11 protein-coding genes are annotated in these 15679 nt (G+C 66.1%); all 11 read right to left on the reverse strand.

The features are described 5' to 3' along the window. Positions 1–14: 14 nt before the first annotated feature. The gene (locus DX923_RS15290) at positions 15–830 is read right to left on the reverse strand and encodes an ABC transporter ATP-binding protein (protein ID WP_116116378.1); all 816 of its coding nucleotides are present in this window, start codon (positions 828–830) and stop codon (positions 15–17) included. Between the two features lie 59 nt (positions 831–889). Continuing rightward, positions 890–1939, reverse strand: coding sequence for a FecCD family ABC transporter permease (locus DX923_RS15295; protein ID WP_116115951.1), 1050 nt, complete (start codon positions 1937–1939; stop codon positions 890–892). Then, positions 1936–2994, reverse strand: a complete 1059-nt coding sequence (locus tag DX923_RS15300) for a FecCD family ABC transporter permease (protein WP_240322663.1) — start codon at positions 2992–2994, stop codon at positions 1936–1938. Before DX923_RS15300 ends, DX923_RS15295 begins: the two co-directional genes overlap by 4 nt. Next, entirely contained in the window at positions 2991–4034 is a 1044-nt protein-coding gene (locus DX923_RS15305) for an iron-siderophore ABC transporter substrate-binding protein (protein WP_116115952.1), read from the reverse strand. The genes DX923_RS15300 and DX923_RS15305 overlap by 4 nt, the downstream gene beginning before the upstream one ends. Positions 4035–4235: 201 nt before the next feature. After that, entirely contained in the window at positions 4236–5837 is a 1602-nt protein-coding gene (locus DX923_RS15310) for a M1 family metallopeptidase (protein ID WP_116115953.1), read from the reverse strand. 321 nt (positions 5838–6158) lie between these two features. Continuing rightward, a complete protein-coding gene (locus tag DX923_RS15315; RefSeq protein ID WP_116115954.1) occupies positions 6159–7898 on the reverse strand; it encodes a TIGR03767 family metallophosphoesterase in 1740 nt (579 codons plus the stop codon). A 193-nt stretch (positions 7899–8091) separates the two neighbouring features. Further along, a complete protein-coding gene (locus tag DX923_RS15320; protein ID WP_116115955.1) occupies positions 8092–9285 on the reverse strand; it encodes an acyl-CoA dehydrogenase family protein in 1194 nt (397 codons plus the stop codon). 33 nt (positions 9286–9318) lie between these two features. Next, positions 9319–10860: an L-piperidine-6-carboxylate dehydrogenase gene (gene amaB / locus DX923_RS15325; protein ID WP_116115956.1), complete on the reverse strand. Its 1542-nt coding sequence runs from the start codon at positions 10858–10860 to the stop codon at positions 9319–9321. A 42-nt stretch (positions 10861–10902) separates the two neighbouring features. Further along, positions 10903–12057, reverse strand: coding sequence for an NAD(P)/FAD-dependent oxidoreductase (locus tag DX923_RS15330; protein ID WP_240322664.1), 1155 nt, complete (start codon positions 12055–12057; stop codon positions 10903–10905). Continuing rightward, a complete protein-coding gene (locus DX923_RS15335; protein ID WP_116115957.1) occupies positions 12054–14381 on the reverse strand; it encodes a thiamine pyrophosphate-dependent enzyme in 2328 nt (775 codons plus the stop codon). Before DX923_RS15335 ends, DX923_RS15330 begins: the two co-directional genes overlap by 4 nt. Continuing rightward, positions 14378–15652 carry a Glu/Leu/Phe/Val family dehydrogenase gene (locus tag DX923_RS15340; RefSeq protein ID WP_240322665.1) on the reverse strand — a complete coding sequence of 425 codons (1275 nt, stop codon included), beginning with the start codon at positions 15650–15652 and terminating at the stop codon, positions 14378–14380. Before DX923_RS15340 ends, DX923_RS15335 begins: the two co-directional genes overlap by 4 nt. Between the last annotated feature and the right edge of the window lie 27 nt (positions 15653–15679).

Genomic DNA, 15679 nt, shown 5'->3' on the forward strand with positions numbered 1-15679 from the left:
GTTCGGAGTTCAGTTCACTGCCGTCCCGGTGTGGGGCGGGCCCGGGGCAGGACGACCGGCGTGCCGGTGTCCGGGTCGGGAATGACTCGAGCGGTGATCCCGAAGACGTCGGCGACGGTGTCGGCGGTGAGGACGTCGGCAGGGCGACCTTCGGCCACGATCCGCCCGGCTTTGACGGCGACCAGGTGGTCGGCGTACCGGGCTGCCATGGCGAGATCGTGCAGCACCATCACCACGGTGATTCCGGCGTCGTCACTGAGCTGTCGGACGAGGTCGAGCACGTCGACCTGGTGTGCGAGGTCCAGGTAGGACGTCGGTTCGTCCAGGAGGAGTACGCCGGTGTCCTGCGCGAGAACCATGGCGAGCCAGACTCGTTGACGTTGCCCGCCGGAGAGCTCGGTGACCTGTCGTCCGGAGAGTTCGACCAGGTCGGTGGCGTCCAGGGCGCGGGCGACGGCGAGGTCGTCGGCTGCGGTCGGTCGGGGGAAGAGCCGTCGCCGGTGGGGTTGTCGTCCTCGCATGACGAGTTGGGCGACGGTGATCCCGTCGGGCACCTGGGCTGTTTGCGGAAGCAGGCCGATCCTGCGAGCCACTTCGCGGGTGTCCTGTCCGGCCAGGTCCTTACCGTCGAGGAGGACTCGTCCGGATCGGGGGCTGAGCAGCCGGGCCATCGCCCGTAGCAGGGTCGATTTGCCGCTTCCGTTGGCTCCGACCAGGACGGTGACTCGGCCGTCAGGAACGGTCAGGTCGACGCCATGGACGACGGCGCGTTCTCCGTAGGACAACTCGATGTGGTCGACGACCAGGGGCGCAGCAGTGTCCGGTGACATCTGGTGCGCAGCAGGCCTGTTCTCGTCGGCGTCCGCGCCGTGGGCATGATCCGTACTTGTCACATGCGCTCCTGGTGGGTTGAGCCGCGCCATAGCAGCGCGCCGAGGAAGAGTGCTCCGACCAGTCCGGTGACGACGCCGACGGGTAGCGCGGTGCCGGGGATGCTGTAGGCGGCGATGTAGTCGGCGCTGAGCACCAGCAGCGCGCCGGTGGCCGCGCCGGTCCCGATGGGCGCGGATCGACCCAGTCTGCGGGACATGGCTCCGGCACCTTGCCCGGCGAGGAGCGCCACGAAAGCGATCGGTCCGCACACGGCGGTGGCTGCGGCCACCATGACGACGATGACGGCCAGGCAGAGGCTTCGCATCAGGTGGAGGCGTACGCCCAAGGCGCTGGCCAGGTCATCACCCAAGGCGTAGGACTGCATGGCGGGGCCCAGGGCCAGGGCCGACGGCAGCGTGAGTACGGCCAGCACGGCAAGCACCGCGATATCGGACCAGGTGGCCCGGGACGTGGATCCGGTGATCCAGACCAGGGCGTCGTGAGCACGGTGGAGGTCGGCCCGTAAGAGGACGGCGTGGACGAGTGCTGCCAGTACGGTGGAGATCCCGACGCCGGTGAGCACGGCTCGGGTGGCTGCGCCCGGTCCGGTGCCGCTGACGGTGAGGAGCACAGCTGCGACAGCGAGCGCTCCTGCTGCGGCAGCCATGGTGACCGATGGTCCGGACCAGCGGGCCAGCACGATCGCGGTGACGGCGGCGGTGGTCGCGCCACCGGTGAGTCCGAGGATGTCTGGGCTGGCCAGCGGATTTCGGTAGAGCGACTGGCCGAGGGTGCCTGCGGCGCCGAGCAGCGCTCCGGCGAGGAGTGCGACGATCGCGCGGGGCAGTTTCGATTCCAGGAGGATGAAGCTGGCTCCGGGGATCGTCTCACCGGCGATAATCCGTACGAAATCAGCTGGGGTGATGTGGTAGTCGCCCAGGAGCACCCTGGCGGTGAGCGCGCTGCCGAGGAGTAGTCCGATGAGGGCGGCAGTGCTCGCTCGGCGCCGGCGGAGGAGTCGCCGTTGATCTCGCAGGGCGGTCAGCGCCGCAGATTCTTCGATCATCGTGGTCCGCCTCGGGTCCGGGCGATGGCCACGAGTACGGGCGCTCCGACGAGTGCGGTCATGATGCCGACCTGGATCTCAGCGGGGGGCATGATCACCCGGCCGAGGGTGTCGGCGGCGACGACCAGGATCGGTCCGGCGATGAAAGAGCCGAGCAGGACAGGGGCCGTGCTGGCGCCGAAGAGCCGCCGCAAGGTGTGCGGTACGACGAGCCCGACGAAGGCGATGGGTCCGGCTACGGCCGTGGCTCCGGCGGTGAGGAGGACGGCGGCCGCGAGCACGGTGAAGCGGCGCCGGTTGACGTGTTCGCCCAGTGCGGTCGCCAGGTCGTCGCCGAGTGCCAGGGCGTCGAGCGTGCCGATGCTGGCCAGCGCGAGGGCGGCTCCGGCAAGGAGGAAGGGTGCGGCGGCCAGGAGATCTTCGACGGGTCGGCCGGCGACCGAGCCGACCTGCCAGAAGCGCAGTACGTCGAGTGCTTCGGCGTCCAGCAGGAGGACGGTGCTGGTGAGGCTGGTGGCGGCGGCGAGGACGGCGGCTCCGGCGAGCACCATCGACAGGTCTCGGCGTTCTGGAGGGGCGATCGCGGCGACGGCGGCGACGACGGCGGCCGCCAGGATGACGCCGGTCAACGCGCAGATAGCGAGGACGGATGGTTGTCGGATGCCCAGGTGCAGTCCGAGGACGACGGCCAGGGAGGCTCCGGAGGTCATGCCGAGGACGCCTGGGTCGGCGAGAGGGTTCCGGGTGAGTCCTTGAAGGAGCGTTCCGGAGAGCGCGGCGGCCGCACCGACGGCCACGCCGATGAGGGTGCGGTCGAGCCTGGTCTCGACGATCCCTGCGGAGTGGCCGTCGGTGCCCTTGATCCCGGCCCAGAGTTGTTCCAGGCCGAGGTGATGGGCGCCGACGGCCAGGGAGGACAGCAGAACCACAGGTAGCAGCAGGCCGAGCACGGCCATGCCGAGGAGTGGTGTTCTCCTGGCGCGGCCGTTCATGTGCAGCTGGTGCGGTGATGCGGTGGCCGTGGTGTTTTCCGGCCGGTCCTGCGCATCGGTCACCGGGCGGGTTTCCCCTCGACGGCCTGGGCCAGTTTGGGCAGGAAGCTGTCGAGGGCGACCGGGATGGACAAGGGCGTCGGCGAGGACAGCGGCAGGGCTTCTTGGTTGTTCGCGCTGGCGAAGTAGCGGTTTGCTGCGAGCGCGGGCAGTCTGGAGATCAGCGGGTGTGCTTGCAGGGTTTTCAGCTGTTCGTCGTCGGCGTAGAAGAGGGTGACATCGGATTCGACGGTGTGGGCCTTCTCTGCGGAGATGGTCGCGCTGAAAGCGGGCCCGTTGGAGAGTTCGCTGACGGTGGGCGCGTCGATCATGCCGAAGCGGCGCAGCATGTGGGGGCGGGCGTCGGTGGTGGTGTAGATGCCGATGGTCGACAGGTCGGTGGGCGTGAACCACACCCAGGCTGCGCTCTTGCCTTTGATCTGCGGATAGCGGGCGAGGGCTTCGTCGATGCGTTTGTCGGTCTGTTCGCGGAGGGTTTTCGCGGCGGAGCTGCGGCCGGTGGCTTTGCCGATGATGCTCAGTTGTTCTTCCCAGGAGGTCGCCCAGGGCGCTTTGGGGTAGGCGATGGTGGGCGCGATCTTGGTGAGCTTGTCGAACTCTTCTTGTTTGAGGCCGGAGTTCACTCCGAGGATGAGGTCGGGGTTGAGTTTGGCGATGGCTTCGGTGTCGACGCCGTCGGCGTCGGCGATGCGGGTCACCTCGGGGTTGCCGAGTTCTTTGAGTTTCGCGTCGAACCAGGGGGTCGACCCTTTGTCATTGCCGCCCCAGGTCACCTTGGTCGCGCCGACGGGTGCCTGACCGAGTGCTGCGACGACGTCGTGGTCGCTCCATCCGACGGTGACGATGCGCTGCGGTGCTTTTTTGACGGTGGTGGTGCCGAGGGCATGGTCGATGTCGACCGGGAAGGAATCAGTCGGTGCGCTGCCTGAATTATTGCTATTGGCATTGTTTTTCGCGCCTTCGCGAGGTCCGGTTGCGCATGACCCGAGGGTGAGGGTGAGGGTGAGGGCGACGGCTGCCGTAAGTGCACGGGACAGGCGCATGGAAAAGCTCCGATCTATCTACAGGTGAGGTTAACCTTACCTGCGCAAATCGCCTGCCTCGGACACCTGGTCAGCGCCCACCACAGCCTTCCGGGCCTGAGCACCACGGTCGGTGCCCAGGCCCGGAACATTCAGGTGTCAGCCATCACTCCGTCGCACGAAGGATGACGTCGGCGACCCATCTACCCAGCCGGAAGTCTCTCAGCTCTTGGGAATCATCGAGGCCGGGAAACCCAGCTCCGCAGAGGGCGCAGGCCTGCCCGGCGTCATCAACCACGCCCGGAAGAAGGTCGACAGGTCCTGACCCGACTGCTCCTGAGCGAAATCGATGAAGTCCTGCACGCTGGCCACACCATGCTGGTACTTCGCCGTCCACCCACGGATGATCGCCCAGAAGGTCGCCTCGCCCACACGGTTCCGTAGCGCCTGCACCGCCATCGAACCGCGCACGTACTCCGCCTGGGCGAATTCCCGGCCCGGCCCTGGATCAGTCAGCACCACGTTCCAGAACTTGGCGTCCGACGCCGGATGCATCTCGTACTGCTGCTTGAAGATCTGGTTCGGCGGATAGTTGTGCTTCAGTTCAGCCCAACGCCACTCCGCCCAGCTGGCGAAGCCCTCGTTGATCCAGATGTCCTTCCAGTTCTTCAAACTGATCGAGTTGCCGAACCACTGGTGCGCCAGCTCGTGCACGATCACATCGAGATTGGGGTCACCGCCGTCCCAGAAGGTCGGCGAATAGACCGGCCGCGTCTGCGTCTCCAGAGCGAAGCCGAAGTTCAGGCCGGGAGCCACCCCACCGGACGTGGTGAACGGGTACTCACCGAACTGCGAGGCCAGCCAGTCCACGATCTCCGGAGTGCGCTGCAGGTCCTGACGAGCCTGCTTCAACTCAGGGGTCCCCTTGGTCGACACCGCGTTCAACCACGGAATACCCGAAGGAGAGGTCCCCCGCATGATCTCGTACTTACCGACGGCCATGAAAGCCAGATAAGTGGCCATCGGCCGGTCCTCGCTCCACGTCCACGTGGTCCTCCCCTCACCATAAGAGGTGTTCACCAAGCGGCCGTTGCTGACGGCCTGCATGCCCTCGGGCACCGTCAGTGAAATGTCGAAAGTCGCTTTGTCCCGCGGATGATCATTGCTCGGGAACCACCAGGGCGCGATCTCCGGCTCTCCGACAGCCAACGCTTCTTCGTCAGTGGAGATCCACGCCGTCGAGCCGTTGATCTTGGTCTTCGACGGGACACCGGAATACGTGACGGCGACCTTCATCTCGGCGTTCTTCGCCAGGCTCGTCGCCGGAGTGATCGTGACCTCACGCTGCGACGTACGCCGGAAGGACGCCGGCTGCCCGTTGACCGTGACCTTGCTGACGTCGAGCGCGAAGTCCACGTTGAAACGCTTCAACTGCTGCGTGGTCTGCGCGGAGATGATGGTCGTGCCCTTGAGCAGTCCGGTCTCGGTGGTGTAGTCGACATCGATGTCGTAATGCTTGACGTCGTACCCGCCGTTGCCGTACTCGGGATAGTAGGGGTCGCCGATACCAGGAGCGCCGATACCAGGAGCAGCCTTGCTGAAGGCCCCAGCGAGCTTCCGGTCACCGGCGTTACGGGGAAGGACGCGGTGGGTGCTCTTGCCCTCGCCCTGTTCGTAGCTGAAGGTGGTGTCCGGTGTCGGAGTCGGCGTGGGGGCAGCGAACGAACCCGGGGCCATCGCAGCAGTGGCGATGACGACCCCGAGTGCGGTGAGCGTTGCGAGAGACTTAGGCTTCCCGCGGCGCTGCGAACCTGTCGCTTTCATGCGTTTCTCCTCACATCTTCTGCGCTTTGTCGGGTTTGCGTCGCAGCACCTTTCGTAGCGCGATAACGGCACAGCGCCGCGGAACGACCGTTCCTCTTTGCTCTTTGCTGATCGATTCCGGGACAGCCGTTGACGACTCCCTGAATCCCCCTTGGCTGCTTTTTCAGGCAACGTCGAACAACTCGGGTTATGGGCATCCGTCGCGCCGGCCGGTTTCCCTCCGGACACGCCGACGCGGGCGTCACCGTGGTGGTGACGCCCGCGTCCGTTGTCGCCGGGGTCGCCCCCGAAGGGAAGGAGGACGCCCCCGGCAGAGGACGGTCAGACCTTCTTGCCCAAGGGGTTCACGAGGAGCAGTTCGGTGTTGCGGTCGGCATTGCTGCCATTGCGTTTCTTGACGTGGAGATCGTTGAAGGACATCTCCCGGTACAGCGCCGCCAGGTCACGCTGCGCGCCGGAACCGTAGCCCCCGGCATAGGGCGCATCGGACTCGACCAGGGTGGTGAACAGCGAGAGGGTGCCATCCGCATTGTCGACGAGCTCCAACAGGCGCGCATGCTGCGGGAAGTCGACATGGCTGGCCGTGTTGACCTCCCAGAACGCACGCCGAGGGTCGGTGTGCGGCCGCGGAGTGATCACATTGTTGTGGGTGTGCCCGTTCACCCAGGCCAGGACGTTCGGGAACCGGTGGAGCAGCTCAAGGACCTCCATGCCGGCATAGCGACGTTCGAGATCGCTGAGGTTGGGGATCAGGTTGGTCATCGTGTCGGACGTGTGATGGCTGAAGACGAAGAACAGCTCATCAGCGACCCGATGCGTGACAGGCCGACCGTCCTTGCCGTGGTAACGGCTACTGCCGGACATGAGCAGCCTTTCCAGCCAGAAGAACTGGCGTTCTCCCAAGGAGCCCTCGGTCCACCCTGCCGGGTTCGTCGAGTCCAGGGAGATCCCGGTCACCCCCGGAGCGATCCGAAAACTGTAATAAGCGCGTCCCGTCGATGCCGATTCTGCGGTGAACCCGTGACCGACCGGGCCGGCACCGGTGACAGCAGCTTTGAGATGCGCCGCGATGTACTCCCCCGGCAGGAGCGGGCGGCGACGCGGATCCGGAGTGACCTGTTGGACGATGCGCTCCTCCTTCGGAATCGCATTCGGTGGCACCGGACGTCCCGAACGGTAGGAGCGTTCCAGACCAGCACGCGCAGAAGGGTCCCGAATACCGAGGATCTTGTTCGTCCCCGTATAGGTCTCGGCCAAGGTGTCCCAGCTGAGCGGCATGGTGCCCTGGACCGAATTGTCGTGATTGCCGAAGACGCTGTACCAGCGGGTGCGCAGCCCGGGGCTGGTCACCGGCGCCATCGCCCGGGAGAGGAAACCGGGGATCTGCGGGAACCCCTTCTTCTTGTACTGGTCCTGGAGCGGGGATTCGACGTTGTAGAAGAGAGTGCTGCCGAAGTTCTGCACGCCCTCCCATTGGGGCCCGCCGGTGTTCGGGGTGATCTTCCCCCCGGCGAGCAGGGTGAGGAACCAGGACAGCTCGATCTCTTCGTCGTTGTCGGTGTTGTCCCCCGTGGACACCACGCAGTCGAAAGGACGCCCGGTGTACGGCCCGCCCTTGAGCGAGTTGATCCGGTTCACCAGCGAGATCCCGCCGTGGGAGCCCAAGGCTTCGTGTGGCCGGAAGGCCGACCCGTTGAACGAGTGGAGGAATTCGACACGCATCGGAGACTGAGCATCGATGATGTGCACGTCGGTGATCTGCACGAAGGAGGCCAGGGCCCGGCGACGGTCGTCTCGTCCGGTTTTGGGCGCGGCCAGTTGGGGGCGGACGACCAGGGGGTAGCCGGGGCCTGCGGTCAGGCGCCGGTAGGCGCCGGTGGCAGACAGTCGCGCGCCAGGAGCGGCGGCTTGTTCCAGGGTGGTTCCGGTGGTGTTGACAGCGCGGGCAGCGGCGCGGGCCAGTGATCGGTCGATGGCTCTGGCATGGTCGGCGGTCCACAGGGTCAGCCCTGTGGCGCCGGCCAGTCCGGTGACGAAGGTGCGTCGTGTGATGTGGCCCATGTGTCCTCCGCGTCGTTGCCTGAGTGTCTCCCCGTGAGAGCCGTTCTCCTTTGCTATCAGCAGGAGCGACTTCAGCGTGGCATTTCTCGACAACGACGACCTGAGGAATTTCTCTCCAGGAGTTGATAAATCGTTACCGGAATAGGCGTATACATCGTGAAAGACCGGGACAAAACACCTGCGCTGCGCAGCCTCAGGCGAAAGCGCTGTGACCAGTGAGCGCCTGCCCGATGACGAGCTGATGCACTTCGGAGGTGCCCTCGTAGGTGAGCACCGACTCGAGATTGTTCGCATGCCTCATCACCGCGTATTCGCCGCTGATGCCATTGGCCCCCAGAAGGGTGCGGCACTCCCGTGCGATCGCCATGGCCTCCCGGACATTGTTGAGCTTGCCGAGACTGACCTGCTCGGGACGCAGCCGGTGATCGTCCTTCAACCGTCCCAGATGAATGGCCAACAGCATCCCTTTGCCCAGTTCAAGAGACATGTCGGCAAGTTTTGCCTGGGTGAGTTGGAAGGAGGCCAGCGGGCGACCGAAAACCTGACGGGAATCGACGTACTCCACAGCCGTCTCCAGACAGTCGCGGGCCGCGCCCAGGGCACCGAAGACGATCCCGAACCGGGCTTCGTTCAGACAGGACAACGGCCCGGAAAGCCCCGCCGCCTCAGGCAATAGCGCCGAAGAAGGCAGACGCACCCCGTCGAGGACGAGTTCGCTGGTCACCGACGCGCGCAAGGACATCTTGCGGTGGATCTGCGGTGCGGAGAAGCCGGAGCTGTCGGCCGGAACGACGAATCCGCGGACCCCTGAGCCCTGCCCCTGCTGGTCGGTCTGCGCCCAGACCACGGCGACATCGGCGACGGAACCATTGGTGATCCACATCTTGGAACCGTCAAGGATCCAGTCGTCCCCGTCGCGGCGCGCATGGGTACGCATCCCGGCCGGGTTGGACCCGTAGTCGGGTTCGGTGAGACCGAAGCAACCGATGGCTTCCCCTGCGGCCATCCGGGGAAGCCATTCCTGTTTCTGCTCCTCGCTGCCCCACCGGTGGATGGCGTACATGGCGAGCGAACCTTGGACGGACACCAGGGAGCGGACGCCGGAGTCGACGGCTTCGAGTTCCAAGCAGGCAAGTCCGTAAGCGGTGGCGCTGGTCCCCGCACAGCCGTAGCCGTCGAGATGCATGCCCAACAGCCCGTGTCCGCCGAGCTCTCGCGCCAGCTCCCGGGCGGGAAGGTCCGCTTTCTCGTACCAGTCGGCGATATGCGGGCGGACAGAACGTTCCAGGAGCTTGCGGGTGGTCTCACGGATGTCGCACTCTTCGGCATCGAGGAGTTGGTCGGTGCCGAAGAGTTCCAGCGGGCTCTGCCGTGCTCGGGTCGCCATGTCGTCCTTCTCGGGTCGTCGGGTCGAGTTGCCTCAGATGTCGAAGTGGACCCCTTGGGCCAGGGGCAGCTCACCGGAGTAGTTGATGGTGTTGGTGGCTCGGCGCATGTAGGACCGCCAGGCGTCGGTCCCGGATTCGCGGCCGCCGCCGGTCTCCTTCTCACCGCCGAAGGCTCCGCCGATCTCGGCACCGGACGTGCCGATGTTGACATTGGTGATACCGCAGTCGGAGCCCGTCGCGGAGAGGAAGAGCTCGGCCTCACCTTGGTCGCGCGTGAAAATACTCGATGAAAGTCCTTGAGGCACAGCGTTGTTCAACGCAATTGCTTCAGCAATCTCCGAATAGGAGAGCACGTAGAGAATCGGAGCGAAAGTCTCCGAACACACCACCTCGTCCTGAGCAGGCATCCGTACCACCGCCGGACGTACGTAATAAGCCTCCGCCGCCGCATCCGACAGCTCCCGCTCACCGCCGACGACCACGCGACCGCCCGCAGCCTGAGCTCTCGCCAAAGCCGAATTGAACGCCTCGTAGGCCGGACGATTCACCAGAGGACCCACCAGGACCCCCTCAGCCATCGGGTTACCCACCGGCAACTTCTCGTACGCCGCCACCACCCGAGCCACAACCTCGTCCACCACCGAGGTGTGCGCGATCACCCGCCGCATCGTCGTACACCGCTGACCCGCCGTCCCCGCCGCCGAGAACACGATCCCCCGCGTCGTCAGATCCAGGTCCGCCGAGGGCGCCACGACCGCCGCATTGTTCCCCCCCAACTCCAACAAGCACCGGCCGAAACGCGCCGCAACCCGCGGGCCCACCTCACGCCCCATACGGGTCGACCCCGTCGCACTCACCAAAGACACCAACGGATGGTCGGCCAAGGCCTGACCCACTTCAGCGCCACCCAACACGACCTGACTGACCGCGGCATCACCACCGACCGATTCCAGAGCCCGCTGCACCAAAGCATGACAAGCCAGCGCACACAGTGGGGCCTGATCAGAAGGCTTCCACACCACCGCGTTCCCACACACCAAAGCAATCGCCGCATTCCACGACCACACCGCCACCGGGAAGTTGAACGCCGAGATCACCCCCACGACCCCCAACGGATGCCAGGTCTCCATCAACCGATGCCCCGGGCGCTCGCTGGGCATCGTCCGCCCGAACAACTGGCGCGACAACCCCACTGCGTAATCACAGATGTCGACCATCTCCTGCACCTCCCCCAAGGCTTCGGAGGTGATCTTCCCCGCCTCCGCGCCGACCAGGGCCGCCAAGTCGTCCCGGTGCTCACCGATCAGACGACCCAGCTCCTTCACCACCGCGCCCCGCACCGGCGCCGGCGTCTCCCGCCACGTCAGAAAAGCCTCATGAGCACCGTTGACCGCCTCGTCGACGCCCTGGCTGTCCCCCCTCACCGTCCGCGAGATCGCTGCGCCGTTGATCGGGGAGAACCCTTCATGGTCCCCGGCCCACTCCTCCAGGTCGACCCCACACCTACGCGCGCATTCCCGCGCGGTCCTCGCCAGTTCCTCACCGGTCGGCAGCGTCATGCGCTCCTGCGTCATCGTGGATCTCCTCAGATCGATGTCCTACAGCGGTCGCCTGTCTCAGATGATGTTGTGCTCCGGGCGCAGCCGGTCGGCGAACCGGGCCACATCGAAACCGGAAATATCAACATAGGGCCGACGGCCGTGGAAAAGGTCCGACATGACCTCACCCAATGCGGGCCCCAGAAGAAAACCGTGTCCGGAGAAACCCGTGCAGTACAGGAAACGCCCCACATCCGGGCTCTCCCCGACAAGCCCGTTGTGATCAGGGGTCATCTCGTACAACCCGGCCCAGCCACTGCTGATACCGAATTCAGCCAGCCTGGGGGCACGGTGCTCGATGGCGTCGGCGAGCCCAGGAAGCCACCCGTCTCCCCGGGTCAGCGTGAAACCGGGGGTCTCGTCGGGGTCCGACATACCGATGAGGAGCCCGTCTCCTTCGTTGTGGAAGTAGAAAGACGTCGCGAAGTCGATGGTGAACGGGGTGCGCGGATCCAGTTCGGGAACCTTCTCGGTGATCACGAGCTGTCGGCGGAGAGGCTCGACCGGCAGGTCGACGCCGAAGAGCGCTGCCACCTGCCCCGACCAGGCACCCGCAGCACAGACGACCGTGTCGGTGGCGATCGTCCCGCCTTCGGTGTAGACGGCTTGGATCCGACCGTCGCTGATCTCGGCACCGGTGACGGCGCAGCGAGGGACGAGCACGGCTCCGGCCCGACGAGCGGCACGTGAGTAGCCGAGCACCACCGATTCGGGAGTGCAGTGTCCGTCCCGGGGCGAATAGGCGGCACCGAGCAGCCCGTCGGGGACGACGTACGGGGAGAGTTCGACGGCTTCGACGGGGTCGATCATGCGGCTGTCCACGCCGAGGGAGTTCTGCAGGGCCACGGCCTCTTCGAAGGCACGCAGGTCGTTGGGGTCCTCCAGGAGGAAGAGATACCCGACCTGATGGAGGTCGATCTCCTGATCGAAGAGTTCGTCGAAGCGTTCGAAGATCTCCAAGGAGCGCCTTCCCAGACGGATGTTGAGCTCGTCGGAGAACATGGCTCGCACGCCACCGGCAGCTTTACAGGTGGAACCGCTGCCGAAGGACCCGGAGTCGACCAGCACGACCCGTTCGACCCCGGCCGTGGCCAAGGCGTGTGCAGTGGACAGGCCGATGACTCCTCCACCGATGATCAGCACATCGGCGCTACCGGGCAGCACGGCGGTCACCGCTGTTCCTCCAGGACCGGAACGCCGTGCCACAGTGCCTGTCCGATGTCTTCTTCGCCCAGGAGCACCGTCTCAGCGGCGGGCCCTAAGGGGATGACACTGTCCTGGCTGGTGACCCGGTGGATACGACCGGTGTATCCGGCGTCCAGGAGCACCGCGACCACCTCGGTGGAGACCCCACCGGAGCGGCGGGTCTCGTCGACGACGAGCACACGTGGGAAGTCTGCGGCCACAGCCATGAGGTGATCGACGGGAAGCGGTGCAAGCCAACGCAGGTCGAAGACCGTCGCGCGGGGACCCCCGTCGGCGGCGACCCGAGCTGCGACACGCAGACTCATCGCCACTCCGTTCCCGAAGGTGACCATCAGGACATCGGCCCCGTCCCCATGGACACGCCCCCGGGCCAAGGCAGCACATCCGCGTCCGTTCGGAGGCGTCGCGCCCGATTCGCTGGAATCATCGCTGTCCTGTTCTGCGGGTTCAGCGTCCAACGGAGCGTAGGGGGCCAGCCAGGCACCGTCCCCAGGGTGCAGGTCGCGGGTGTGGTACAGAGCGATCGGTTCGACGAAGACGCATACCCGGGAGTCGGCCAGTGCGAGCCCGGCCAGAGCCCGGAGCAACCCGGAAGCCTCAGCCGCTCCGGAGGGCACGGCAACCACGATGCCGGGGATGTCCAGGAGCACCGCGAGAGAGTTGTCGTTGTGGAAATGTCCCCCGAAGCCGCGCTGGTAGGCGAGTCCAGCAATCCGGACGATCATCCCGTTGCCGTACTGACCTGCGGAGAAGAAGCGCAGGGTTGCGGCTTCACCGCGTAGCTGGTCCTCGGCATTGTGCAGATAGGCCAGGTATTGGATCTCAGGGATGGGCAGGGCTCCGGTGAGCGCCAGACCCAACGCGGTACCCAGAACGGCTTGTTCGTCCAGGAGGGTGTCGAACACCCGGGTCGCACCGAAGGCTCGCCGGAGCCCCCGGGTCACCCCGTAGACGCCACCTTTGACTCCGACGTCCTCACCGAAGACGACGGCTGCGGGGTGGGTGAGCAGCAGATCGGTCAGAGTGGCGTTGACGGTTTGTGCGAGGGTCAGCGGCCCTTGGCCCTCGGGGAGTTTCCCCCGGTATGCCAGGTCGCGGGTGCTCTCTCCGGCGTCGCCACCGAGTTGGTCACGCGCGTCTGCGTCCTCGAGGATCCGCGCCGACCAGTGGCTTTTCTCGGTGAAGGCCAAGGGTGCGCAGACCTCCGAGGCTGTGCCGAGTCGCCTCACGGGCAGAAGGTGCTCGGCCATGGCGGCGACGCTGGCCTCGGTGGCCTCATACCGTGCCAGTACTCCGGCGGCGGTCATCACACCGCGGCGGATCAGGGCTCGGGCCACCGCCAGGATCGGGTCCCGTTCGTAGTCGGCGACGATTTCCCGAGCGCTGCGATAGGCGATCTCCGCGTCCGATCCGGCATGTCCGAGGAAACGCACCACGTCCAGGTGCAGGATGACGGGGTGTCGCCGGGTTCGCACGATCTCGACGGCACGGCGGGCGACCGCCAAAGCACGTTCGGGGTCTTCGCCGCTGGCTCGTAGGTAGTCGATACCGGGCCAGCTGGACAACGTCCGTTCGGTCCATCCGGGCGGCGTACGCACGCTGATCCCGAGTCCGTTGTCCTCGCAGACGATCAGTAGCGGTACCGGCACTCCTTGATGGGTGGACTGGGCGATGCCGTTGAGTGCTCCGACAGCCGTCGAATGGTTGACCGAGGCATCTCCGATCCCGGCGATGACAATGGCGTCCTCGGGGTATGCAGCCTGCCCACCTGTGGGATCTTGTCGTACCAGCCCGCGTCCGAGCGCGAAGGCCATTCCCATGGCTCGGGGGAGGTGGGAAGCGATGGTGGACGTCTGCGGAATGATCGACAACTCGGCGCGACCGAGCACCTTGTGCCGCCCCCCGGAGATGGGGTCGTCGGCGGCTGCCATGAAACTGAGCAGCAGGTCACGGGTCGGATCGATGCCTGGGACCTGGGCTGCCCGCGCACAGTAGAAGGCTCCGGAGCGGTAGTGCAGCAGGGCTGGGTCGGTCGGCCGGGTGGCCAGGGCCACGACGGCATCGGACTCGTGTCCGGCCGAACCGATGGTGTAAAAACCTTCGCCCCGTTGTTGGAGATCACGGGCGATCAGATCGAGATGTCTGCTGGTGATCTGCGCGTCGAGGAGGCTGATCAGGTCGTCGTCGGTGACCGTCGTGGCCAAGGCGTGGTCGGCCTGCTCGGCGAGCAGCGGCGCATCACTGAGTTCTTGGAGTTTCCGGACGAGATGTTCACTGACGGTGAGGTTCATGGGGTGTCCCCTCTCGGTCCGGTCCCTGTTCTCGCGAGCATCTCCTGCGGAGTGCAAACGTGCTGACCTCGAAGGGCCATGGCCTCGCGGACGCGCTCCTGGGCGAGATGCAGCGCCGCATCGCGGGTGTGCAGGCCGGTCTTCCTGCTCTGTTCGAGGACGACGAGGGTGTTGGCACGCAGGGTGTCGGCGACGGTGGCGAGCACCTGGCCGGTGTCGACGACGAAGGCCGAGCGGCGGGCGTCCATGGAGTAGGCGGCGGCGATGATACCGCCGGCGTTGGCGATGAAATCGGGGACGACGGTGATGCCGCGGTCGTGCAGGATCCGGCGAGCGCTGTCACTGGTGGGAAGGTTGGCTCCTTCGACGATGAGGCGGGTGGCGAGGCGAGCTGAGAGGGTCTCGTCGATGACGTCCTGTTTCGCTGCGGGGATGAGGATGTCGCAGGGGATGTCGAGGGCGTCGTCGACTCCACCGACGGTGTAACCGCTGTCGAGGAGTCCTTGTTCGCCGTAGTTCTCTCTGGCTTGCACCAGTTGTTCGATGTCGAGTCCGTCCGGGTCGGTGACGGTTCCGTGGGCATTGGACACGGCGATGACGAGGGCACCGGCGGCGTGCAGCCGATGGGCCGCGGCGGCACCGACCGCGCCGAAGCCTTGAACGACGACGCGGGCTCCGCGCAGGTCGAACCCAAGGTGTTCGGCAGCGGCGGCGGTGGCTTCGGCGACGCCATGGCCGGTGATCCCCAGTTGGTCATAGGGGGTGCCGCCGAGTGCTCTGGGTAGACCGGTGGCGGCACCTCGGTCACGGAGTTCGTCGACGAGGACGGCGGCATCCCGTTCGTCGAGTCCCATGTCGAGGCCGAAGACGTACTCGGCGGGGACTTCGTCGGCGAGCGCTCGGGCGAAGGCCCGCAGAACGGCTTCTTTGTTGGGTTGTGTCGGGTCGGCGCGGATCCCGGCTTTGGCTCCGCCGTAGAAGAGGTCGGCGGCTGCCCATTTCCAGGTCATGGTGCGGGCGAGGCGGGCTGTTTCGTCAACGGTGAGGGTGGGGCTCATCCGCGTTCCGCCTTTGCCCATGCCTCGGGCGGTGTTGTCGATGACGAGGACGCCTTGCATGCCGGTGCGCCGGTCGGAGACGTAGACGATCTTCTCCGGTCCCCATTCGTCCGCGGAGGTGAAGAGATCGGCGGTGGCCACAGGCTCCTCGTTTCGTTCCGGGTGCGGAAGCAGTCGCCGGGTGTCGTCCTCGCCGGTGACCTTGGGGTTCACCTTGCAGTGGCCTGGAGGGTGGGCGTG

Source organism: Austwickia chelonae (assembly GCF_003391095.1).
Taxonomy (GTDB): Bacteria; Actinomycetota; Actinomycetes; order Actinomycetales; family Dermatophilaceae; genus Austwickia; species Austwickia chelonae_A.